The 26,016-nt window shown below is 35.2% G+C and carries 14 protein-coding genes; 5 read left to right on the top strand and 9 right to left on the bottom strand.

Annotated elements, in window-relative coordinates:
• Positions 1-38: 38 nt before the first annotated feature.
• A complete protein-coding gene (gene secDF / locus R2782_RS05075; protein WP_371266995.1) occupies positions 39-3,002 on the top strand; it encodes a protein translocase subunit SecDF in 2,964 nt (987 codons plus the stop codon).
• 278 nt (positions 3,003-3,280) lie between these two features.
• Here secDF and lgt read toward each other — a convergent pair whose 3' ends face one another.
• The 4 genes from lgt to folE form a co-directional block, all read right to left on the bottom strand.
• Complete coding sequence (gene lgt, locus R2782_RS05070; protein ID WP_371266994.1) at positions 3,281-4,207, bottom strand: prolipoprotein diacylglyceryl transferase; 927 nt, start codon at positions 4,205-4,207, stop codon at positions 3,281-3,283.
• Between the two features lie 82 nt (positions 4,208-4,289).
• Positions 4,290-4,514, bottom strand: coding sequence for a membrane protein insertion efficiency factor YidD (gene yidD / locus R2782_RS05065; RefSeq protein ID WP_371266993.1), 225 nt, complete (start codon positions 4,512-4,514; stop codon positions 4,290-4,292).
• Between the two features lie 67 nt (positions 4,515-4,581).
• Positions 4,582-6,063, bottom strand: coding sequence for a cysteine--tRNA ligase (gene cysS / locus R2782_RS05060; RefSeq protein WP_371266992.1), 1,482 nt, complete (start codon positions 6,061-6,063; stop codon positions 4,582-4,584).
• A gap of 33 nt (positions 6,064-6,096) precedes the next feature.
• Positions 6,097-6,768, bottom strand: a complete 672-nt coding sequence (gene folE / locus R2782_RS05055; protein ID WP_371266991.1) for a GTP cyclohydrolase I FolE — start codon at positions 6,766-6,768, stop codon at positions 6,097-6,099.
• 156 nt (positions 6,769-6,924) lie between these two features.
• Here folE and R2782_RS05050 point away from each other — a divergent pair, with 156 nt between their 5' ends.
• Together R2782_RS05050 and R2782_RS05045 are read left to right on the top strand one after the other, a co-directional pair.
• A complete protein-coding gene (locus R2782_RS05050; protein ID WP_371266990.1) occupies positions 6,925-16,608 on the top strand; it encodes a PKD-like domain-containing protein in 9,684 nt (3,227 codons plus the stop codon).
• 171 nt (positions 16,609-16,779) lie between these two features.
• Positions 16,780-17,139 carry a hypothetical protein gene (locus tag R2782_RS05045; RefSeq protein WP_371266989.1) on the top strand — a complete coding sequence of 120 codons (360 nt, stop codon included), beginning with the start codon at positions 16,780-16,782 and terminating at the stop codon, positions 17,137-17,139.
• A 20-nt stretch (positions 17,140-17,159) separates the two neighbouring features.
• Here R2782_RS05045 and R2782_RS05040 read toward each other — a convergent pair whose 3' ends face one another.
• A complete protein-coding gene (locus R2782_RS05040) occupies positions 17,160-18,350 on the bottom strand; it encodes a pyridoxal phosphate-dependent aminotransferase (protein ID WP_371266988.1) in 1,191 nt (396 codons plus the stop codon).
• Positions 18,351-18,472: 122 nt separating this feature from the next.
• Here R2782_RS05040 and R2782_RS05035 point away from each other — a divergent pair, with 122 nt between their 5' ends.
• The gene (locus tag R2782_RS05035; protein WP_371266987.1) at positions 18,473-19,807 is read left to right on the top strand and encodes a PDZ domain-containing protein; all 1,335 of its coding nucleotides are present in this window, start codon (positions 18,473-18,475) and stop codon (positions 19,805-19,807) included.
• A gap of 31 nt (positions 19,808-19,838) precedes the next feature.
• Here the strand turns inward: R2782_RS05035 and R2782_RS05030 are convergent, their stop codons facing one another.
• Positions 19,839-20,273 carry a DUF1573 domain-containing protein gene (locus R2782_RS05030; protein WP_371266986.1) on the bottom strand — a complete coding sequence of 145 codons (435 nt, stop codon included), beginning with the start codon at positions 20,271-20,273 and terminating at the stop codon, positions 19,839-19,841.
• 185 nt (positions 20,274-20,458) lie between these two features.
• On the opposite strand from R2782_RS05030, the gene R2782_RS05025 reads away from it, so the two are divergent.
• Positions 20,459-23,089, top strand: a complete 2,631-nt coding sequence (locus R2782_RS05025; RefSeq protein WP_371266985.1) for a valine--tRNA ligase — start codon at positions 20,459-20,461, stop codon at positions 23,087-23,089.
• A 51-nt stretch (positions 23,090-23,140) separates the two neighbouring features.
• Here R2782_RS05025 and R2782_RS05020 read toward each other — a convergent pair whose 3' ends face one another.
• From R2782_RS05020 to R2782_RS05010, 3 genes are all read right to left on the bottom strand, one after another.
• Positions 23,141-23,275 (bottom strand): hypothetical protein, encoded by a 135-nt coding sequence (locus R2782_RS05020; protein ID WP_256466602.1) that lies wholly within the window; start codon positions 23,273-23,275, stop codon positions 23,141-23,143.
• 67 nt (positions 23,276-23,342) lie between these two features.
• Complete coding sequence (locus R2782_RS05015) at positions 23,343-23,753, bottom strand: thiol-disulfide oxidoreductase DCC family protein (protein ID WP_371266984.1); 411 nt, start codon at positions 23,751-23,753, stop codon at positions 23,343-23,345.
• Between the two features lie 5 nt (positions 23,754-23,758).
• Positions 23,759-25,930, bottom strand: coding sequence for a DNA mismatch repair protein MutS (locus R2782_RS05010; RefSeq protein ID WP_371266983.1), 2,172 nt, complete (start codon positions 25,928-25,930; stop codon positions 23,759-23,761).
• Positions 25,931-26,016 lie beyond the last annotated feature (86 nt).

Here is a 26,016-nt window from a genome sequence, read left to right as displayed (position 1 = left end):
AAACCTTAACCAACAAAAATTAATTAATTCGAGTAATAATGCAGAGTAAAGGACTTATTAAATTTTTCGCAATTTTATTTGCATTGGTGTGTATATACCAACTTTCATTCACTTTCGTAGCTAATAAAGTCAAATCAGATGCCAAAGCTTTTGCCGGAAATGATGTTGCTAAAGAAGCCAAATATTTAGATTCAATTGGCAGAGAAAAAGTATTTAGCTTAGGGTTTACTGATTACACCTACAATGAAGTTAAAGACAAACAAATCAATAAAGGTCTTGATCTTGAAGGGGGAATCAATGTTATTCTTCAAATATCGGTAAAAGACATTTTGGTTGGTTTATCAAATGAGTCACAAGACCCTGTTTTTAATAAAGCTTTAGCTGATGCAACAACAAATATTAAAGGAAATCAAACTTATCTGGATGCTTTTTTTGAAGCATTTGATGCTGCATCGCAAGGAAAGGTAAAATTAGCTTCTCCGGATGTTTTCTTCAATAAGAATTTAGATGGTGAGATTGATTTAAAAATGAATGATGAGCAGGTTAAAGCAGTTATTCGAAGAAAAGTAAACGAATCCGTTTTAAGTGCATTTGAAGTATTAAGAAAACGTATCGATAAATTTGGTGTAACACAACCCAATATCCAACAATTAGGAGAAACCGGTAGAATATTAGTTGAGTTACCTGGTGCAAAGGATGTTGATCGAATCAAAAAATTATTACAAAGTACAGCCCAATTAGAGTTTTGGGAGACACACAAATTTGAAGAAGTTGCTCCCTATTTAGGTCAATTAAATGAAGCATTAAAAGCTACTGAAGTAAAAGTAGAAGTAAAGGAAAATACACAAACAGGAATTGACTCCTTATTAACAGATTCTTCCAAAGATTCATTAGCCAATACAAAAGGAAATAACCCATTGTTTGATAAAATGTTGTCGTATGGCGGTGGACCAGTTTTAGGTTATTTTGCCCCTAAAGATACAGCTGCAATTAATGGTTACTTAAACAGAGACAGTAGCAAAGCCTTATTGTCTCCTGAATTGCGTTTTGCTCGTTTTGTTTGGGGTAAACCAACTACAATTGATAACGAGAAAAAAGAAAAAGTTGATGCAGTTGAATTATATGCTTTAAAATCGGATGGTCGTTCCGGAAAACCTGCTATAAGCGGTGGAGTTGTGGTTGATGCCAGAGATACTTTTGACCAATTTGGTAAACCGGCAGTTTCAATGCAAATGAATGGAAAAGGTGCAAAAGATTGGGAGGAATTAACAGGTAAGGCTTTTACACAAAAAAGCAGTATTGCAATTGTGTTGGATAATGTGGTTTATTCTGCTCCAGGGGTTTCTTCCGGACCAATTTCGGGAGGAAATTCTGAAATTTCAGGAAACTTTACAATCGATGAAACAAAAGACTTAGCAAACGTATTGAGAGCCGGTAAATTACCAGCTAAAGCAGATATAGTACAATCGGATGTGGTTGGACCATCATTAGGACAAGAAGCTATCGATAATGGTATGCTCTCTTTCCTTATAGGTATGGCTTTGGTCGTGCTTTGGATGATTTTATATTATGGTAAATCGGGTGTATACGCCAATATTTCATTATTAGTAAATATTTTATTTATCTTCGGAATTTTGGCGAGTTTAGGTGCTGTCTTAACATTGCCAGGTATTGCGGGTATCGTTTTAACAATTGGTATGGCGGTAGATGCTAACGTAATTATTTTCGAAAGAGCAAAAGAGGAGTTAGATTCCGGTAAATCATTAGAAGAAGCTGTAAATTATTCTTTTACTTGGAAAGGAGCAATGTCTTCCATTTTTGATGCCAATATTACAACTGCTTTAACAGCATTAATTTTATTAGTGTTTGGAACCGGACCAATTAAAGGTTTCGCTACAACTTTACTTATCGGTATTGGTACCTCTTTATTTACATCGATCTTTATTACGCGATTATTTTTGGACTGGAGCATCAGAAAGAACCATAATTTAACATTTTCAACTCCAATGACACACAATTGGTTTAAAAATTTAAATATTGATTTCTTGAGTAAAAAGAAAATTGCCTATGCAATATCCGGTGTATTAGTAATTGTATCTTTAGTATCATTATTCTTTGTAAATGGATTAAATCAAGGTGTTGACTTTGTGGGAGGACGTACTTTTCAAATTAGATTTGATAAAGAAGTAGTGGCTAGTGAAGTTAGTTCTACCTTGACCAAATCGTTTGGTACAAATGTAGAAGCCAAAACATTTGGAAGTGGTAATCAGTTAAAAATTACTACGAAATATAAAGTTAATGAAGAAAGTGAAGGGGTTGACCAAGAAGTAAACAGAAAACTATATGATGGATTAAAGTCTTATTTTCCTTCTACTTCTTACGAAAACTTTGTAACCAACTATGATGGAAAAGAAATTGGTATTCTACAAGCATCAAAAGTAGGACCAACTATTGCAGAAGATATTAAAACTAATTCTTACTGGGCAGTTTTAGGGTCTTTATTGGTTGTTTTCCTTTACTTGTTAATTAGTTTTAGAAAATGGCAGTTTTCTTTGGGAGCTGTTGGAGCTGTTTTCCATGATGTAATAATCGTTTTAGGAGTTTATTCATTATTCTGGAAGTTTCTACCGTTTAATATGGAGATAGATCAGGCATTTATTGCAGCTATTTTAACGGTAATTGGTTATTCGTTAAATGATACGGTAATCGTATTTGACCGTGTCCGTGAATTTTTAGGTACACATGAGGAAGGTACTTTTAATCAAGTTGTAAATAAAGCATTGAATACTACTATCAGTAGAACTATCAATACTTCTTTGACCACATTAATTGTGTTGTTTGCCATCTTTATTTTAGGAGGTGAAACGATTCGAGGTTTTGTATTTGCTATTTTAGTGGGTATCTTAGTGGGGACTTATTCATCTTTGTTTATTGCAACACCAATTATGGCTGATACCGTTAACAAACAAGAAGAAAGAAAAAGAGCTTTGAAGAAAGAGTAACAATAAACGTTGATATAAAAAGAACCCGGCAATAAGTCGGGTTTTTTTTATGATTACGCTTTAGTATTTATCTATCAGTATACTTCTATGTTAATGTTATTAGGAATAGTATGAGGGTAACAAGAGATAAAACTTTTAAGGCTTACACTAAACGATTATTTCTGCTGAAACTGTTAATTATCTTCTTCAAATAGAAAACATAATCAATGTGTACTTAATTTTCCTAGAATAAAAAAACCGACTTGTTAAAATCGGTTTATTAAAAATAGCGATAAAAATTATGCTTTCTTTGGTCTAAAAATATAATATAATCCAATTAATATAAACGGAATACTTAACCACTGTCCGGTTGTTAATGCATTAAAAACAGGGTATTTTTCAAACCCACCTTGACTGGCTTTTACAAATTCAACAATAAATCGAACTGACCAAAGTAAAACCATGAACATTCCAAAAAGCAATCCTTCTTTTTTTCTGGCATCTGTTTTCCAATACATGAAGAACAAAATAAGAAAAACAAAAATATAACCAAATGCTTCATATAATTGAGAAGGATGTAAAGCAGGTACTTTATCTAATAAATAAGAATAGTCAGGATTTTCAACAATGGCTTTGTATGCTTCTTTTGGATTCTGGATTTTGGTGTTCAAAACGGCTTCATTTTTACTGTAAAAATCCTGAACAAATTGAACTCCAAAAGCAGAGTTAGTTTCGTGACCTACAATTTCAGAATTGAAAAAGTTTCCTAATCGAACAAAAATTGCTCCACTCGCCACAGGAATCACAACCCGATCTAATACCCATATTAGCGATTGCTTCATGATTTTTTTACTAAAGTAAATCATAAAAAGGATTATTGCTATTGCAGCTCCGTGACTGGCTAAACCGGAGAATCCTGTAAACTCAAATTGAGGTTTTGTTCGAATTGGCAAGAGAATACTCAACGGATCTTCTCTGAATAATTCGGATTGGTAGAAAATAACATGACCTAATCTGGCTCCGATTAATGTGGCAATGACAGTATAAATAAATAAACTATCCAGTTTTTCTAAGGATTCATTTTCTCTGATAAAAATGTATTTCATGATATACCATCCCAAAGCAAAAGCAACCACAAACATTAAACTGTAAAAGCGAATAGTAAGAGGACCAATGTCAAAACCTTCAGAAGGATTCCACACAAAAGCCAAAAAAGAGATACTCATAGAATTGTTATTTGACGTAAATGTAAATGAAATTCATACAATTTGCAATTTCGAACATCTAATTAATTCTTAAAAAATGAAATTAGGGCACCGGATCGTAGCCACTTTTTCCCCAAGGATGGCATTTGGAGATGCGTTTTACAGAAAGCCAAATTCCTTTTACAATACCATATTTTTTAATGGCTTCAACTGAATAATGCGAGCAAGTAGGTTCAAATCGACAAGTTGCCGGGGTTAAAGGTGAAATGACTACTTGATAAAACCGAATTAGAAAAAGAAAAGGAAACTGAATTATTTTTTTAAACATTGATTTTATTGTAGAAATGAAATAAACCGGTCAGCAATATCTTTATTCTTTAACATTGAAATTATAACTAATTGACACTAAAACTTGTTCCGTCTTTTCCGTCTTTCAATTGAATACCAATTTCTAAAAGTTGATCTCTGATTTGGTCTGATAACGCAAAATTTTTATTAGCTCTTGCTTCGTTTCGCATTTGAATCATCAGATTTACTATACCTTCTAATTTTTCGGAATTATCATTTGAATTTTGTTCATCAGTTATACCTAAAACATCATAAATGAATATCTTTAAAGTGTTTTTTAGTTCTTTTAAATCACTTTCAGATATCGTTTCTTTTCCATCATTAATTAAGTTGACAAAACGAACACCTTCAAATAACTGTGCAATTAGGATAGGAGTATTAAAATCATCATTCATAGCATCATAACAACTTTTTTTCCAAGCTGAAATGTCTAAAGTAGAGGAGGAGCCGGTTTTTAATTTATCCAATAAATCCATACCTTCCATTAAACGATTAAATCCTTTTTCAGAGGCAACAATTGCATCGTTTGAAAAATCCAATACACTTCTGTAGTGGGCTTGAAGCATAAAAAAACGCGTCACATTTGGTGAGAATGATTTACTTAAAATTTTATTTTCACCACTAAAAATTTCATTTGGTAGAATAAAATTACCGGTTGATTTGGCCATTTTTTTTCCATTCAAAATCAACATATTGGCATGCATCCAAAAGTTGACCGGACTATGCCCGTTACAAGCTTCATTTTGAGCAATCTCACATTCGTGGTGTGGAAATTTCAAATCCATTCCGCCTCCGTGAATATCAAAAGTTTCGCCTAAATATTTGGTACTCATTGCTGTACATTCTAAGTGCCAACCGGGAAAACCAATTCCCCACGGTGATGGCCAACGCATGATGTGTTGTGGTTCGGCTTTTTTCCATAAAGCAAAATCTTGCGGATTATTTTTATCCGAAACACCGTCTAAATCTCTGGTGTTGGCAATCATATCTTCAATGTTTCTGCCGCTTAATTTGCCATAATGATTGGTTTCATTAAATTTTACAACATCAAAATAAACCGAACCATTCGATTCATATGCAAAACCGTTATCAATAATTTTTTTGATAATCTCTTGTTGTTCAATGATATGTCCGGTTGCAGTTGGCTCAATACTTGGCGGAAGAAAATTTAATTTATGTAAAATGGTATGAAAATCAACCGTGTAACGTTGTACAATTTCCATTGGTTCCAACTGCTCAATGCGTGCTTTTTTAGCAATTCGATCTTCACCTTCCTCTGCATCATTTTCCAAGTGCCCAGCGTCGGTAATATTTCGGACATAACGAACCTTGTAACCCAAATGAAGAAAATAGCGAAAAATCACATCAAAACTCATAAAAGTGCGAACATTACCAAGGTGCACATTGCTGTAAACCGTAGGTCCGCAAACATACATCCCAATGTTTCCATCATGGATAGGTTTAAAAACTTCTTTTTCACCCGAAAGCGAATTATATATTTTTAAGGTCTGATTTTCGTATAATTTCATTACTATTTTTAAATTTTAACTCCAAACTACTTCCTAAAACTTTGTATCCAGTTTAATATAATCTAAAAATTCTCTTCTAACTTTTTCATCTTTAAATTTTCCACCAAACTCAGAAGTTACGGTACTGCTTTCAATATCTCGAATACCTCTGGAGTTGACACATAAATGTTTTGCGTCGATTACACAGGCAACATCTTCTGTATTGAGAGCTTTTTGCAATTCTTTTACAATTTGCATTGTGAGACGTTCTTGCACTTGGGGACGTTTCGCATAATAATCTACGATTCGATTCATTTTCGATAGTCCGATTACTCTTCCACTGGAAATATAGGCTACATGTGCTCTACCAACTATAGGAAGAAGGTGATGTTCACAAGTAGAATATAATGTAATGTTCTTTTCTACTAACATTTCACCGTATTTGTAACCATTTTCAAATGTAGAAGAACTTGGTTTTTTGGCAGGATTTAAGCCTCCAAAAATTTCTTTTACAAACATTTTTGCTACACGATTGGGTGTACCTTTCATACTATCATCAGATAAATCCATACCAAGTGTAGTCAAAATGTTAGTTACATCTTTCTTGATTAACTCAATTTTTTGCTCATCAGTTAATTCAAATGCATCTTTTCGTATAGGATTATCTACTGATGTTCCAATGTGGTTTTCACCAATTTCATCGGAAAAATTATCGTTAGTATTCATTAAATTTTAAATAAAAATTGTTGTTGTGTAAAGTTTGCAAAGATAAATAAAACAGAGGAATTTTTTGGAATAAATACTTCAAATGTAAAAATTAGAAATTTTAAGATAATTATAAGTTAAAAATATGTAAATTTCGGGCTTAAAAAATTCCAAACTATGAATCTAAGAATACTATTTTGTTTTATTAGTTGTTTTATAATCAGTTCTTTATGTGCTCAAAATTTAATTCCGAATGGTGACTTTGAACAAGGCAATGGAATTGGGTTTCAATCCGATTATAATTTTATTAATCCCGGGGCAGGACAAGCGAATAGTATTCCGCGACAATATGCAATTATTGATAACCCATTTCTGCTCAATACGAACAATTTTATCAATTCAGGTGACTACACTACTGGAACCGGATTAATGATGGTGTGTGATGGAGCTTCAGGTCAATCAGAAATTTTTTGGAAAACCAATGGTGATATTTTATTAGAGGCAGGACAAACCTATCGTTTTCGGTTTTTTATACGTTCGGTTAATGCAACCAATCCTCAACCCGAAATTGGTTTCCGAATAATGGCTGCCGCCGCCACATATTTTAATGCAACCTACACGGTAACAGATCCTAGTACAGGATGGCAAGAAGTGAGTTACGAATATACTGTTTCAGAGCCTGGTGCACCAAACAGACGATTTGAATTATACAACGTTAATCAAAGTGCTGTTGGTAATGACTTTGCGATAGATGAAATCATTTTAGAAAGATTAGATGCACTAGAAGTTAACTTTTCTGCGTTAAATGTATCATGTTTTGGAGCAAACGATGGTTCAATCGTAGTGTACGGATTAGGAGGAACACAACCTTACACTTCTTATTCGATATCCGGACCTGTTAATGTTACAAATACAACAGGTGTTTTTATTGGACTTCCTGCCGGTAGTTATACTGCATCTGTAACCGATTCGGATACCAATACAGCCACAGTTGGTGGCATTATTATTACAGAACCAAATGATATTACAATTTCTCCGGATAGAACAATTTGTTTGGGAGAATCTGCAACTCTAACTGCTTCGGGTGCAGATGATTATCTTTGGTCAGCTGTTCCGGCAGACCCTTCTATTTCTGATCCAACAAGTGCTTCCATTGTAGTTACACCTGATGTAACAACTACTTACACTGTTAATACCACTACGGTTACTCCAAGAAATTTAATTTTTAACGGAGATTTTAATTTGGGTAATACAGGTTTTACAACTGATTATCAATATTTAGATCCAGTGAATCCGGTTGGTGTTCAAGGTGCGTATGCGGTTGTTACCAATTCGCAAACTTGGTTTGCCGGTTTTTCAAATTGTACAGATAATACTACCGGAACTGGTAATATGATGGTTTTAGACGGCTCAATTGCTAATGCAGGAAACGATAAGGTTTGGTGTCAAACTGTTCCTGTTACACCGGGACTCAATTACACTTTTTCGTATTGGGTTCAAACTGTTGCTACTCCAAACCCTGCCAACTTAGAAGTGTTAATCAATGGCGTTTCTATTGGTTCAAATCTTGCTCCCTCCACTACTTGCGGATGGGTACAGAGATCCTATACATGGAACTCAGGTGCAGACACAGTTGCTGAAATTTGTATCTATGATAGAGTTGTTACAGCTCCGGGAAATGATTTTGCCATTGATGATATAGAATTTGTAACGGATGCAACATGCAACCTTTCAGCTTCTGTAACAGTAACTGTTCAATCAATATCGGCAACAGCTGCTTTTACTATTGGTGATTCAACGGAATGTCCGGGTCCTAGAGTGTTAACTTTTTCAGGAACCCCAAATACAAATATTACCGTTCAATCGAGTTCAGGGGCATTTTATAATATTCCAATTAACTCAGCGGGTACAGCTTCCTTTACAACTCCGTTTTTAGCCGATACAACAACATTCACATTAATAAGTATTTTCCAAAACCCTCCGGGTTGTACAGCTCCGTTAACAGGAAGTGTTACTATTACAATTAGTCTAAATGGATGTGCGACAGTAGAAGCAGGAGGGGTTGATTTAGGTGATTCTGCCTCTGCACAAATATGTGAAGTTGGAGATTGTGTTGATTTAGAGGCCAGCTATGTAGATTTAGGATCAACTACGGCTTATACAGTGAGTTCAATTGACTATTGCCCACAGGCTGCGTATAATGACCCAACTTACAACCCTATTAATTTAGCAACGGATGATGTTTGGTCTTCAACAATTAATTTACCGTTTAATTTTTGCTTTTTTGGAAATATTTATTCCACTTGTCATGTTGGATCTAACGGTACTATTTCATTTGACCCTAGTATTGTTCCCAATAGTGGTAGTCCTTGGAATCTATTAGGTCAATCTGTTCCAAGTCCAGGTTTTCCTATCAGAAATGCAATTTATGGTGTTTATCAAGATACTAATCCTGCTTTAGGTCCGTCTCCAAACGAACGTTTTGCAGGGTGGAAATTAGTAGGAACTTATCCTTGCCGAAAATTGATTGTTAACTTTTATCATTTTGGTCAATTTCAATGTGGACAAGGTGTTGGTTTACAAACCTATCAAATGGTTTTATACGAGGTGTCAAATATTATTGAAGTTTATATTGAAAGTAGAACGCCTTGTAATACATGGAATACGCCTGCTGGAGGAGGTGTTGTTGGTATAATGAATCAAGCAGGTACTTTAGGATATGTTCCACCGGGAAGAAACACCACAACCCAGTGGTCAGCATTTAATGAAGCATGGCGTTTTACCCCTGCTGGTCCATCGGCCACAACATTTGAATGGTTAGAGAATGGTTTACCCTATAGTACTGATTTAAGCATTACTGTTTGTCCAACAGTAACAACCACTTACACTGCTGTTGCTACTTACAATCAGTGTGGTCAGATAACAGAGGTTGAGAGTGATTTTCTAGTAGAAGTTTTTCCGGATACAGGTAATGATCCTGATGATTTAAACGAATGTGAAAACCTTTTTGATTTAACTGAAAATGATGCCGTAATGATTGGAACTGGAGATCCGTTTGCTTTCAGTATTGGCTATTTTACATCTGAATCAGATGCAGAATTATTACTAAATCAAATTCCAAACCCAACAAATTATGTTGCTATTAGTAATCCGCAAACTATTTATGCGAGTGTTTTGGATTTTAATACTGGTTGTAATCGAATTAAAGAATTTGAAATACAATGGAATTCTTGTGATTTAGATCCGGATGCAACGGATTTGGTTTTATGTGATGAAGTAACACTTAACGATAATTTTGAAATATTTGATTTAACCGAAAATGATGATGATGCATTAAATGGATTAGATCCAACGTTGTACACTGTTACATATCATACCAATCAAGCTGATGCAAATGTAGGAGCAGCTCCCATTGTTCCTGCTAATGCCTATAATGGTACTACGGAAACAATTTATGTTCGTGTGGAAGAGAATGCCAATCCATCTGCATTTGGAACTACTTCATTTAGCTTAACTGTAAATCCGAGTCCTTCAATTGCTGATATTTCAATTGATGTATGCTCGAATGATTCATTCAATGAAACACCAGTTACTGCTGGTACTGATGTTGTACCTGCGGGGACGACTTATACATGGACGGTTGCAGCACCGGTAGGTATTACAGGTGCCTCTGATGAAGCTACTCCTCAGTCAAGTATTGGTCAAACTTTGACAAATACAACAGATGCACCTTTACTTGTTACATATACAGTATTAGCTTCAGTAGGTACTGCCCCTAATATTTGTACTTATACTTTTGAAATAAATGTTGTTGTTAATCCTAAACCAAGCATTTCTGATTTTACGCCATCGATTTGCTCCGCCCAAACTTTCACGGTAAGTCCAACCACAGCAGGAACCGATTTAGTTCCTATGGGGACAACTTATACTTGGACGGTGGTAGCACCGGCAGGTATTACAGGAGCATCGGATCAGGCATCTGCACAAGCTAATATTAGTCAGACTTTAACTAATACAACAGATTCATCACTTGATGTGGTGTATACGGTAACAGCCTCTGCCGGTGTGGCACCGGATGTTTGTACTGATACCTTCACGGTAACGGTAACGGTCAACCCCTTACCGAATATAACCGATAAAGCGGTTGTGATTTGTTCAGAAGATACTTTCTCGGTAACGCCTGTTACGGCCTCACCGGAGATAGTACCAACGGGCACAACTTATACTTGGACAGTAGTAGCACCGGTAGGTATCATAGGAGCTTCTGACCAGGCAACTGCACAAGCCAATATTAGTCAAGCCTTGACAAATACAACTGACGCTCCTCTTGATGCGGTTTACAGTGTTACGGCCTCAGTGGGTACGGCCCCGAATATTTGTACCGATACCTTTACGATTACGGTAACGGTAAATCCTAAACCAAACATTACTGACAAAGCGGTTATCATTTGTTCAGAAGACACTTTTACGGTAATGCCTGTTACGGCCTCACCGGAGATTGTACCAACGGGCACAACTTATACGTGGACGGTTGTAGCACCGGCAGGTATTACAGGAGCTTCTGACCAGGTAACTGCACAAGCCAACATTAGTCAGACTTTAACTAACACAACAGATTCTCCAATCGATGTGGTGTATACGGTAACGGCCTCTGCCGGTGTGTCACCGGATGTTTGTACCGATACCTTTATGGTGACAGTAACGGTTAATCCTAAACCAAGTATTTCGGCTTCTATGCCCTCTATTTGTTCGGGTCAATCTTTCAGTGTTACCCCAACAACCGGTGGTTCTGATTTAGTTCCGGTAGGGACAACCTACACGTGGAATGTTGCAGCACCGGCAGGCATTACAGGAGCCTCCAATCAAGGCACCCCACAAACCACTATTAGTCAGACTTTGACTAACTCAACGACAGCTTCTTTAGATGTAGTGTATACGGTAACGGCTTCTGCGGGCGTGGTACCGAATGTTTGTACGGATACTTTTGTGATTATTGTAACGGTTAATCCGCTACCTATTATTGATAATAAAGTAGCTGTGATTTGTTCAGAAGATACTTTTACAATCACTCCGAGCAATACTTTGCCGGATGTGGTTCCAACAGGCACAACTTACACATGGAGTGTTTCATCACCCGCTGGTATTTCGGGAGCTTCTAATCAGGCAACACCACAGCCAAGCATTAGTCAGACCTTGACTAATTCAACCGATGCTGCTATTGATGTGGTATATACGGTTGAGGCAAGTGTTGGTACGGCACCCAATGTTTGTGCCGATACCTTTACGATTACGGTAACGGTTAATCCAAAACCATTTATAGAAGATAAAACAGCTACGATTTGTTCAGAAGATACCTTTACTTTGTCTCCAACCACAACAGGTTCAGATTTAGTTCCTGTGGGAACAGCCTATACGTGGACGGTTGCGGCACCCGCAGGTATTACGGGTTCATCCAACCAAGGAGCACCACAAACGCAAATTAGTCAGACATTGACTAATTCGACCGATGCAGCCATTGCTGTTGTATACACAATTACGGCCACTTCAGGCATTGCTCCTGATTCGTGTAGCAGTACTTTTGACTTAACGGTAACGGTCAACCCAAGGCCTTTTATAGCGGATGTTGTTCAAGTGATTTGTACCACGGAAACTTTTACGGTTACACCTGTTTCAGCCGGTACGGACTTAGTTCCGGTAGGGACTACCTATACCTGGACGGTTGTATCACCGGCAGGAATAACAGGAGCTTCTAATCAAGGCACCCCTCAAACAAATATTAGTCAGACTCTTACCAATGCTACAGAGTTACCTATTGATGTGGTTTATACAGTAACAGCTGCTTCCACAGGTTGTACAGATACATTTGAGATAACAGTTACTGTTAATCCAACCCCTTTAGTGGCAGTTAATTCCCCTACGGTTTGTTCGGGAGATTTAGCTACCCTAACGGCGAGTTCTACTACACCGGGCACTTATGCTTATGCGTGGACAGTGCCGGCGACAGTATCCAATCCTGGTAATGTAGCGAGTTTTACTACCACAGAAGCCGGAAATTATAGTGTAATTATTACCGATACTGTAACAGGATGTGTTTCAGCAAGTGCCTCAGGAACAGTTAGCTTATTGCCATTACCAACGGCCAGTGTTTCGGGAGATGTAACGATTTGTCCAACAGGAGAAGCAACAATCACCTTTAGTGCTACACCGGGTACTACTATAGAGTATACCATTGGTGCAGGAGGTATTCAAACGCAAGGCATTGATGCTTCCGGACTATTTACCATTACCGATACGTATACCACTACAACAGTCTTTACTTTGGTAGGTGTTTTCACGAGTACCAGCCCGGTTTGTTCTGTTCCCTATAATCAAACGGCTACGGTAACGGTAGCACCGGCACCGGCGATTAATTCGCATCCTGATTTAGTCCTTTGTGATGATAATAATGACGGTATCGGTCAATTTGATTTGGCTCAAACCGAAAGTGTTATTACGGGAGGAGCAACAGGATTGACAGTATCGTACCACGAAACATTGGTTGATGCTCAATTAGGCGGGGCCCCGATACCGAATCCGGCAAATTACTTATCAATTAATCCATGGCTTCAAACCATTTATGTTCGTGTCATTAATACAGGAGCTACGGATTGTCCTTCGATTACGACGTTTGATTTGATTGTTAATCCATTTCCTGTGATTAATACGACACCGGATGATTATGAGTTATGTGATGATGACACAGATGGTATTCAAATCTTTGATTTATCCTTGCGTATTGCCAATGTTTTAGACGGATTAGATCCAAGTTTACACACTGTAAGTTTCCATCAAACAGAAGCAGAGGCAATTCTTGGTACTCCGCAGCTTCCAACAACATATAGTAGTTCAACACAAACTGTTTGGGTTCGTGTAGTAATCAATGCGACAGGATGTTTTGATGTGGCACCATTAGAACTTATTGTTCATCCCTTACCGATTGCTAATTTACCAACGCCATTAACCTTGTGCGATGACAATAATCCGGGTGATGAAGAGGAAGAATTTGATTTAACGCAGGCTATAGCCGAGATTGTGGGCACACAACAGGGGCTGGAAGTTACCTTCCATTTCACTTTGCTTCAAGCACAACAAGGCACTAATGCGTTACCAACTTTATATACCAACGTAACCAATGTGCAAACCATCCATGTTCGGGTATTTAATCCGGTTACGACATGTTATTCAACCACTACGTTAGATTTACGTGTGGAGCCACTTCCGATATTATTACTTCCAATTGACCCAATTACCTTGTGTGATGATAACAATGATGGAGTAGCTACTTTTGATTTAGGAGCTCTTATTCCGGATTTGCTCAACGGAGCATCAAACATCACTGTTAGTTTCCATGAGACTGAGCAAGAGGCATTGGATGGAAACAATGATTTACCACTTTCGTATTTAAGCATCTTGCCATGGCAACAGTTCATTTATATTCGAGCAGAACATAATACAACGGGTTGTGTTCGTGTGATGATGTTAGAATTAAACGTAAATCCAAGACCGGAAGTACCGACAGATTTAGAAGACTTAGTTCAATGTGATACCGATGGTAATCAGCAAAATGGATTGAGTATATTTGATTTAACTGTACAAACACCTATTGTCCTAGCGGCTCAAAGTGGAGTGGCTTCGGATTACCAAGTAGGTTATTTTACTTCCGAGGCAGCAGCCATTGATAATATTGGAGCTATTGTAAATGTTACAACATATCCCAATACCAGTAATCCACAAACTATTTGGGTACGTGTAACCCATTTAGTTACAGGTTGTTTCCATACGGGTAGTTTTGATTTGATTGTCAATATCCCTTTGGCACTCACCGTGCCGGATCCGATATCTTTGTGTGATGAGGCGTTGCCAAATGACCAATTCACGGAATTTGATTTGACTATTCGTGATAATGCAATTACAAATGGATTGGGTGGTTATAGCGTTACCTACTATCCGAGTTATCAAAATGCGTTGGATGATGCCAATGCGATTCAAGACCCAACGGCTTATACCAATGCTGTGGCAGCGGTGCAAACCCTAGGTGTTCGCGTAACGAGTGAGGCAGGGTGTAGTAGTTTTACAACGTTGACCATTCGGGTGATTCCAAGACCCGAACCACTGTTTGACCCTGAACCGATAGAAGTATGTGACAATAACAATCCGGGGGATGGTTTAGAGAACTTCGATTTAACACAACGTGAGCTATACATTTTAAACGGAGCGAGTTTAACAGAGTTTTCGTTAACGTATTTTGAGAGTTTAGCTGATGCACAAAACGAGACCAATCCAATTCCTGATCCAACCAATTATGACAGTACCGATTCGGATACGCAAATAATTTATGTTCGTGTAACCAGAATACCAACCAATCCGTTAGAGCCAAGATGTTATGAGATTGTTGAACTTCAATTGATTGTAAATCCGTTACCGGACATTGTATCTCCTGTTAATTTATACCAATGTGTGGCATTGAATCAATCGGTGTTACCATTCACTTTAAGCCAGGCCAATGAAGATGTGTTGGGAGAGGATCAAAGTGAGGCAGACTTTACGGTAACTTATTATGCATCACAAGTTGATGCAGAGGCGGGTAGTCCGCAATTGCCAACTATTTATACAAGTACAAGTGTTTTAAATGCACCCGAGACCATTTATGTTAGAGTAGAAAACAATGTTACCGGATGTTTTATAGTAGGCACGGTAGATTTAATAGTTGAAGAAGGAACCATAGCCAATGCAATTCCTGTAGATGATCCGGCCGTGACCAAGTGTGATGATCAAGACGATACTAACGATGGTAGAGCCGAATTTAATCTGGATGCGGACGTAACGCCAATTTTAGTAGGAACCAATAATTATCCTGATACGGTAGTGTATTATTTTGAAAGTCTTACAGTTGCACAAGCGGCTGCAGCAGAGAACGATTACAGCGGAGCCTTAAGCGGAACCAATTTAACAGCCTTTATCAACACAACACCAATGAGTCAGGAGATTTATGCTGTTTTAGTTAATCCAAACACGCAAAGTGGATGTCCTACTATTGTGCCGGTAACTCTAACCGTTCATAAGCTCCCCGAACCAACGGTTCAAGACGATTTTATTTGTGCCGATCCCTTAACAGGAGCAATCATCAGAGAGGCAATATTAGCGAGTGGGTTAGACCCTGCAACACATGAGTTTCAGTGGAGTGATTCTAACGGGAATATATTGGGAACAGGAGCAAGCTTAACAGTAAATACTCCGGGAGCCTACACCTTAACGGTTATCAACACTGAAACAGAACCTGAATGTTCAAACACTGTAACGGTAAATGTGGTTCAATCCGAGCAAGCTACTTTGAGTTATGTACAGAGTAATTATTTTACAGACAATGCGACCATTACAATTTTTGCAGAGGGAATCACTATTCCGGATCAAGGCAATGCCAATTATGTTTATAGTTTAGATTACGGTCCGTTCCAAAGCAGTAATGTCTTTACCAACGTAAGTGCGGGAAGTCATTTGGTTACTGTACAAGACCTAAACGGTTGTCAAGATGCCACAATTGAGGTGTATGTAGTGAATTATCCATTATTCTTTACCCCTAACGGAGATGGTTATAATGACACGTGGAATATTTTTACCTTGAGAGACACTAATCCTAACGCAAAAATTTATATATTTGACCGCTATGGAAAATTCCTGAAACAAATAGCTCCGCAAGGCCAAGGTTGGGATGGAACATTCAACGGTGAAAACCTCCCTTCAACCGACTATTGGTTTACGGTAGAGTATGTAGAAAACGGACAAAATAAAATATTTAAAGCTCATTTTTCATTAAAAAGATAGAAATAAAATTATAACCAATAAAAAACTCCTGATTAACCCTCAGGAGTTTTTTTTATCGATGAAATTCACTTCACTATACATTAATCGTATAAAACTTCATTTGAACGAGTTTAAAGTTAATTACTTTGTCTAATCATTAGATTTACAATTATTTAGTTAAAAATGTTTATAATGAAAAGGATTATAGTAATTTTTATAATGAATTTCTTCTTAATCGGATGTGAATCAGAATCAACAGAGCTTGAGATGCAAGGATTTAATTTGCCTGAATGGCTGAAAGGCGATTATGAAGGAGTTCATACAGGAGAATATCTACGTATATCAAATGATTATGTTTATTTTAAAGTGGAAAGTCAAGAATTTCATTTTTTTCCTAGTATGATAATTTTAGAAACAGAAGATGAAAATAAATATATCATCACAACCGAAACAGATGTTTTAATTTTCAACAAAACAACATTGAATGAGGAAATTAATTTTCAATTTAATGATCTAAATCTAGGCTGGTTTAAGAGTAAAAAGATTGAATAGTTAGTGTTAAAATAAAAATTTTATTTCTTGTATACTTTCAAAGCTTCTTTTAAAATTCTAACAGATTTAATCAAGTCTTCTTTCTTTAATACGTATGCAATTCTAACTTCATCTAAACCAACATTTGGTGTAGAGTAGAATCCAGCTGCCGGAGCAACCATAACTGTCTCTCTATTAAATTTATAGGATTCTAGTAACCACTGTGCAAAATCATCGGCATTTTTAACCGGTAGTTTAGCAATACAATAAAAAGCACCTTTTGGGGTAGCAACCTTTACACCTTCAATTTGATTTAATTCGTTAATTAATGTATCCCTTCTATCTTTGTATTCGGTAATAACCTCATTAAAATAACTTTGCGGGGTCTCAAGTGCAGCTTCACTAGCAATTTGAGCAAAAGTAGGAGGGCTTAATCTAGCTTGGGCAAACTTCATTGCTGCGGCCATCACTTCTTTGTTTTTAGAAACGATGCAACCAATTCTTGCTCCACACATGCTGTATCGTTTAGAGACAGAATCAATCATAATTGCATTTTGCTCAATTCCGGGTACATTCATGACAGAATAATGATTCTCGCCATCGTAAATAAATTCCCTATAAACTTCATCTGCAATTAAAAATAAATCATGTTTTTTTACTAATTCAGCTAATTGAAAAATTTCTTCTCTAGAATATAAATAACCTGTAGGATTTCCGGGGTTACAAATTAAAATTGCTTTTGTTTTTGAAGTAATCAATTTTTCAAAATCAGCAATAGGAGGAAGGGCAAAACCTTCATCAATAGTAGAAATAACAGGAACAACTTTTACCCCGGATGCAGTTGAAAAACCATTGTAATTAGCATAAAATGGCTCAGGGATAATAATTTCATCATCAGTATCCATTGTACTTCCCATTGCAAATAGCAATGCTTCCGAACCACCGGTTGTGATGATAATATCTTCAATATTGATTGGTAAATTATGTTTTTGATAATATTCAGATAATTTTCGTCTATAACTTTCAAATCCGGCAGAATGACTATATTCTAAAACTTTTATATCAATATCTTTAATAGAATTTATTGCAACATCAGGTGTTTTGATATCGGGTTGACCAATGTTTAAGTGATATACTTTTGTACCTCTTTTTTTAGCTATTTCAGAATAAGGAACCAATTTTCTAATTGGTGATTCCGGCATTTGTTGTCCTTTTTTGGAAATCTTAGGCATGTGAATAATATTTGATATGCAAATTTGCAATTTTTTTTACTCAGTCTCAATACTTTTTAAGGATATATTTAGTAAAGTTGATTGCTAGAGCAATTTTTTGTAACTTTATTAAAATATAGTTTATGAAAAAGGCTTACATTTTTTTATCTTTTTTGTTTTTTTCTGTTGTTGTATATAGTCAAGAAGGCTTTCAGTATTATTCAAAAAAAAACAAAGTAACAATACCTTTTAAATTAATCAATAATTTGATATTTATTCCATTAGAAGTTAATGGCGTTGAATTGACCTTTTTACTTGATACAGGTGTTGAAGAGTCTATTTTATTTAGCTTGGATGAGAAAGAAGAGTTGAAATTTAATAATGTTGAAAAAATAAAATTACGTGGTTTGGGAAGCTCTGATTTTATAGAAGGACTCAAGTCGTCAGGCAATCGTGTTGTTTTTAAAGATGCTATTGTAGATCAAAATCATGACATTTATATTATTCTTGATGAGGAATTTAACTTTTCAGGAAGTGTTGGAATTCCTGTTAATGGAATTATTGGCTATCAATTTTTTAAAAATTTTAAAGTTGAAATCAATTATCTAACGAACAAAATTCAAGTGTATAACCCAACAAAAATGATTAAAAAGAAAAAGATAAATAAGTATTGTGTTACAGATATTGTTTTTCATAATAACAAACCTTATTTAAGCTCATTATTTAATTTAGATTCACAAAACGTTCAAGGCAAATTACTTTTAGATGTTGGGAATAGTGATGCATTTTGGCTTTTTGCTGGTAGAATAAATGATTATTCTTTTACAAAAGAATCTTTTGATGATTTTTTAGGGAAAGGATTTAACGGAGATGTTTTTGGTAAAAGAACAAAACTTGATTCTTTTTCCTTTGCTGATTTTACTTTTTTAAAACCCTATGTTGCCATTCCGGATTCAACTTCGTTAGCTAATGTAAAATGGGCAGAAAATCGGATTGGCTCAATTGGAGGAGAAATTCTTAAACGCTTTCATATCATTTTTGACTATAAAGAGAATAAACTATACCTCAAAAAAAACAGAAATTTTAAAGACCCTTTTCACTATAATATGAGCGGAATAGAAATCAATCACGCGGGTCTCCAATGGGTTCAAGAAGAAGTTAATTTAAATAGTATTTTAGTAACTAAAAATGATGATTCTTATGGTGTTTCTAACAATAACAGTGATAGATTCAAATATAAATTTATTCTCAAACCAATTTATATAATTGCTCACATACGTAAAAACTCACCGGCAGATCTTTGTGGATTAAAAAAAGGTGACATTATAGTTAGTATTAATGCTCATGGCACCAATAGGTACTCATTGCAAGAAGTAAATAATTTATTAAAGTCTCAAGATGGAAAAAAAATTAATTTTGAAGTTGATCGTGGAAATAGAAGATTGAAATTTACATTTTATTTAAAAAGTATTCTATAAAAAAATCCCTTCATTCGAAGGGATTGAATTTTTATTGCATCGGACCAACTTTTTTCTTTTCCATTAAATTAACTTCAGGACGTTCTAAAACTTCTCCCTTTATTTTGAGGTGAACTTTTCCGCCTTCTGCATTAACAGCATTTGTTTCAACAGTAATACTTTTTCTAATTGGTCCGGTAGCCATATTGTATTTGACTTCTATTTTATCCGATTTTCCGGGCATAATAGGTTCTTTCGGTTTAGAAGGTACTGTACAACCGCATGTTGATTGGACGTTAGTAATGATTAATGGTGCATCTCCGGTATTGGTAAATTCAAAGACGCGAACTCCATTGTCGTTGTCTTTATAGACTTTTCCATAGTCTATCGTATTGTCCTTGGCCTTAAACTCAATTTTAGGCCCTTTTTGGGCAAAAGTTGATAAACTCAAAAAGCTAAATACAGCAAATAATAAAATTTTTTTCATGGTTATGTGTTTTTGGGTTTTGTAAAAATAGTCACTTTTATTCAAACTACAAATACTAATTTCTTTTTTAATACTTCTCACTAAATCGTTACTTTTGCATTTAATTACAAAAACCAGACCAAACTGATAATTCAGAGATTAAATAACACTCAATCAGTTTATAGATAACCATTTAATTAATTTATATGTCTATTCCTGCTCAATTTGATGCCAAGCAAGCCGAACAAAAATGGTATGATTACTGGATGAAAAACAACTATTTTCATTCAAAACCAGACCATAGAACTCCATATACAATAGTAATTCCTCCACCAAACGTGACAGGAGTTTTGCATATGGGACATATGTTGAACAATACCATTCAAGATGTTCTAATTCGTCGTGCTCGTTTAAAAGGATTCAATGCTTGTTGGGTTCCTGGAACTGATCATGCATCTATTGCAACAGAAGCAAAAGTAGTAGCCAAATTAAAATCAGAAGGAATTAATAAATCTGATTTAACGCGTAACGAATTCCTAAAACATGCTTACGATTGGACTGACAAATATGGTGGAACAATCTTAGAACAATTAAAACAATTAGGATGTTCTTGTGATTGGGATAGAACCAAGTTCACTATGGATGAAGATATGTCAGCTTCTGTAATCAAATCTTTTGTGGATTTATACAATAAAGGAATGATTTATCGTGGATATAGAATGGTAAATTGGGATCCAGAAGCAAAAACTACATTATCTGATGAAGAAGTAATTCACGAAGAACGTCAAGGAAAATTATATTACATCAACTATAAAGTAGAAGGTTCAAACGATTTTTTAACCATCGCAACAACACGTCCGGAAACAATTTTTGGAGATACTGCTATTTGTATCAATCCAAATGACGAACGTTTTACACATTTAAAAGGTAAAAAAGCGATTGTTCCTATTTGTAACAGAGTAATTCCAATCATTGAAGATGAGTATGTTGATGTAGAATTCGGAACAGGTTGCTTAAAAGTAACACCAGCTCATGATGTTAATGATAAAGAACTTGGAAACAAACATAACCTTGAAATCATCGATATTTTTAATGAAGATGCTTCTTTAAATAGTTTTGGATTACATCATCAAGGAAAAGATAGATTTGTTGCTCGTGAAGAAGTTGCTAAAGAACTAGAAGAAACAGGAGCTTTAGTAAAAACTGAAATCCACATGAATAAAGTGGGAACTTCAGAAAGAACAAAAGCCGTTATTGAACCAAGATTATCGGATCAATGGTTTTTGAAAATGGAAGAATTGGTAAAACCTGCCATCAAAGCCGTTTTAGAGGATGAGGAGATAAAATTATATCCAAGTAAATTCAATAATACCTATCGTCATTGGTTAGAAAATATTAGAGATTGGAACATTTCACGTCAACTTTGGTGGGGACAACAAATTCCCGCTTACTATTATGGTGATGGTAAAGAAGATTTTGTGGTTGCTGAAAACATTGAAGAAGCTTTAATTTTAGCAAAAGAGAAAACCAACAACCAACAACTAACAACCGACAACTTAACACAAGATGAAGATGCTTTAGATACTTGGTTTTCTTCATGGTTATGGCCAATGGCTGTTTTTGGAGGAATTTTAGATCCAGAAAGTGAAGATTTTAAATACTATTATCCAACAAATGATTTAGTGACTGGTCCAGATATTTTATTCTTTTGGGTAGCTCGTATGATTATTGCAGGATATGAATACACAGACAAAAAGCCTTTTAGCAACGTATATTTAACAGGATTGGTTCGTGATAAACAACGTCGTAAGATGTCAAAATCATTAGGAAATTCTCCTGATCCATTAGAATTGATTGAAAAATTTGGAGCTGATGGAGTTCGTGTTGGATTATTGTTGAGTGCTTCAGCAGGAAATGATATCATGTTTGATGAAGAGTTATGCAATAATGGTAAAGCTTTCGCTAATAAAATTTGGAATGCTTTTAGATTAATCAAAGGTTGGGAAGTAGCTGATATTGCACAACCAGAAGCATCTAAAATTGCGATTGATTGGTACGAAGCGAAGTTGCAACAAACTTTAGCAGAAATTGAAGATAACTTTGAAAAATACAGATTGTCTGACGCTTTAATGAGTATTTATAAATTGGTTTGGGACGATTTCTGTTCTTGGTTCTTGGAAATTATAAAACCTGCTTATCAACAACCCATTGATAAAATTACTTTTGACAAAGCGATTGAGTTATTAGAAGCTAATTTGAAATTATTACACCCATTTATGCCTTTCTTAACGGAAGAAATTTGGCAACATATTGACCAAAGAACTCCAGAGCAAGCCTTGATTATTTCTGAATGGCCAACTATGAAAAACACAAATGCTGATTTAATCACTGAATTTGATTTTGCAGCTGAAGTTATTTCTGGAATTAGAACTATTCGTAAAGATAAAAACATTTCGTTTAAAGAAACCATTGATTTAAAAGTAATCAATAATGAAAAAGCTACTTTAAACTTTGATGCTATAATTTTAAAATTAGGTAACATTACAAAGTTAGAATATGTAAATGAAGCTGTAAATGGAGCATTAACGTTTAGAGTAAAATCAAATGAATACTTCATTCCTATTGCTGGAAGCATTGATGTTGCTGCAGAAATTGAAAAATTGGAAGCTGAATTAAAATATACCCAAGGTTTCTTAAAATCCGTTCAAGGAAAATTAAATAATGAAAAATTTGTAAACGGTGCTCCGGAACAAGTTATTGCAAATGAACGAAACAAAGAAGCTGATGCGTTGGCAAAAATTGCAACTATAGAACAAAGTTTAGCGAGTTTAAAATAAGTTAAACACAAAAATCCCGATTTAGTTCGGGATTTTTTTTTGTATATATTCTTATTTCTTTTTGTTTTTTTCGTTCATCATCAGCATAACAGCTCCAATTAATCCGAAGATGACTAAAAGAAAAACGCCAATCATAATGAAAGCACCGTTATCCCAAGAATATAAAGCAAAAGTCTGTTTAATCATTTTGTTAGGTTTTTAAGTTGAATCAAAATTAAAAATCAAACAGTAGATTTTTTATGATAATTATCAGTTATAAAAATTTTGCTTTTAATTCGGGAGTCGGAATCATGCATTCATCTTTTTTTCCATACCATTTATAACGGTTTCTAGCGATAAGATCATACACAAAATTGCCCAAGTTTCCGGTAAACGATAAGTAACCAATAATTTTATGCCAAGTATTTAGTTCTTTGGCAATTCGCATTGCTGCTTCGGCTTTATGAAAATAGGCAACGCCGGGTTCATAAAGCACTATACTATCCACTTTCGTCGGATTAACACCAATGTATTTGAGAATTTTTTCGCCTAATTCTGACTGCAAAGCAACAAAGCGAAAAATGTCTTTTTTATCGTGTTTGATAATAAATTGAACCGAAGAATCACACAAATTGCAAACTCCGTCAAACAAAATTATTCTTTTATCGAGTGGTAATCCTTCCATTGTTTTTATTTTTTTGCCTCAACCAATTCCAAAACATCTAAACTCACTTTAGAGGTAAACACTCCATAGTTTACGGTTGCTTTGTTTTTTTCAATGGCGTCCAAAGTTCCAACTGCTTTTCCGTCAGACATGCGGACACGGTCGCCAATTTTTAAGATTGGTTTTGGTTTTTCTGATGCTATTTTTTGAGCTTTTGCTTTCTTTTCTTTTTTGATTGTTCTTATTTCTTCAACTTTTGAATTTACTTCTTTGATGATTTGTTTCTGAATAACTTCTTTTTCCTTAATTTCTTTTGCAGTCGCTTTTTTGCGTTTGGAATTTTCAATTTCAACCATTTTCAAAAACTCACCAATTAATACTTTTTTGTCTTTGTTATTGAAATATTTATTCGAAAGTTCATCAATCTTTTGTCCAATATAGATTAAACGTTGATTCGCGTCATACAATTCTTGATAACGTTCTAATTTTTCCTGAATTTTAGCATTGATGGTTTCCATCTTTTTGCTTTCTTCTCGGGCTTTTGATTCTTCCTCTTTTAGATTAATTGACGTTTTTTCTAACTTTGAACGTTCTTTTTGCAACGTTGCAATGGTTTTATCAAAACGAACTTTTCCGCCTTCAATTTTCTTTTTTGCCCGATTAATCAATCCATATGGGATGCCATTTTTTTGAGCTACTTCAAATGTAAACGAACTTCCGGCTTGTCCTAATATCAATTTATACATTGGTTCCAACGATTTTTCGTCAAACAACATGTTCGCATTAGAAGCAAAAGGTAATTCGTTGGCTAAAATTTTTAAATTGGAATAATGCGTTGTAATAATTCCGAAAGCTTCCCGATGATAGAATTCTTCCAAAAAAGTTTCGGCTAAAGCACCTCCTAATTCCGGGTCTGAACCTGTTCCAAACTCATCAATTAAAAATAACGTTTTAGCATTACATTTTTTCAAAAAGTAATTCATGTTTTTGAGTCGGTAACTGTATGTACTTAAATGATTTTCAATCGATTGATTGTCACCAATATCCGTTAAAATTCTATCAAATAAAAATGTCTCACTTCGTTCATGAACGGGAATCAACATACCGCTTTGCAACATCAACTGTAATAAGCCAACTGTTTTTAATGAAATGGTTTTTCCACCTGCATTGGGTCCGGAAATTACAATAATTCTACTTTCATTTGTTAATTCAATGGTTTGCGGATAGGTAATTTCGTTTTTACTTTTGTTGTTTAAGTATAAAATAGGGTGGAAGGCATCTCTAAAAAAAAGTCGTTTTTCTTCAATTATGGTTGGCAAAATCGCATTGATTTTCAAAGCATATTTAGCCTTTCCGGCAATTAGATCGATATCACTCAAAAACTCTTGATATTGAATCAAAAGTTCTTTAAACGGACGAATATCATTGGTTAATTTTTTAAGAATTCGAGTAATTTCTTCGCGTTCTTCATATTCTAAATTACTCAGTTCTCTTGAATAACGCAACGTGGCTTCGGGTTCAATGTAGGCAATGCTTCCGGTTTTAGAACTTCCTAAAATGGAACCTTTTACCTTTTTTCGATACATGGCTAAGACAGCTAAAACACGACGATTTTCTACAAAACTCTCTTTAATTTCGTCTAAATAACCTAAACCACTGTATTGACTCAAAGCCGTGCCAAAACTTTGATTTACTTTGCCACGTACAAGACTCATTTCTCTTCGAATATTGATTAAATCCGGCGAAGCATTGTCTTTAATTTCGCCATATTTATCAACCACTTCATCAATTTTTTGAATGATAAATTTGGTAAATTCAACTTGAAGTGATTTTTGATGTAAAGTTGGATAATAATCTGCAAATTTTTTCAAAAAAAGCAACATCGTATTGGTTGTTTCAGATAATTGAGCAATTTTTCTGAAACTGCCTACTTCTAGGAAACTGTCTTCAATTCCGATGAATTTAATTTCAGTGCTGATGCTATCAAAACCGTGATTCGGGAGAGCATTATTATTTGAAAAAGAAGATAGATATTCTGATGTTTGCAAAAGCGAATCCTTTAAGAGATTTTTATCACGAAAAGGAATAATTGCGAGAGCCTTCTGCTTACCCAATTCTGTATTACATCGATCGGATATAGTTTGCAGAATGGTAGAGAATTCTAAATCTTTTAGGGTTTTATCGGTGATTGAAATCATTTATTAGCGTAGCAATTTTAGGCAAATTTAGCGATAATTTTTCTTTGTTTTATAGTGTTTAACTTCAATTTGAGAAGTATAATTAT

The sequence above is a fragment of the Flavobacterium sp. genome, assembly GCF_041392085.1.
GTDB lineage: Bacteria > Bacteroidota > Bacteroidia > Flavobacteriales > Flavobacteriaceae > Flavobacterium.
This window is presented reverse-complemented; position numbering and strand designations above follow the sequence as displayed.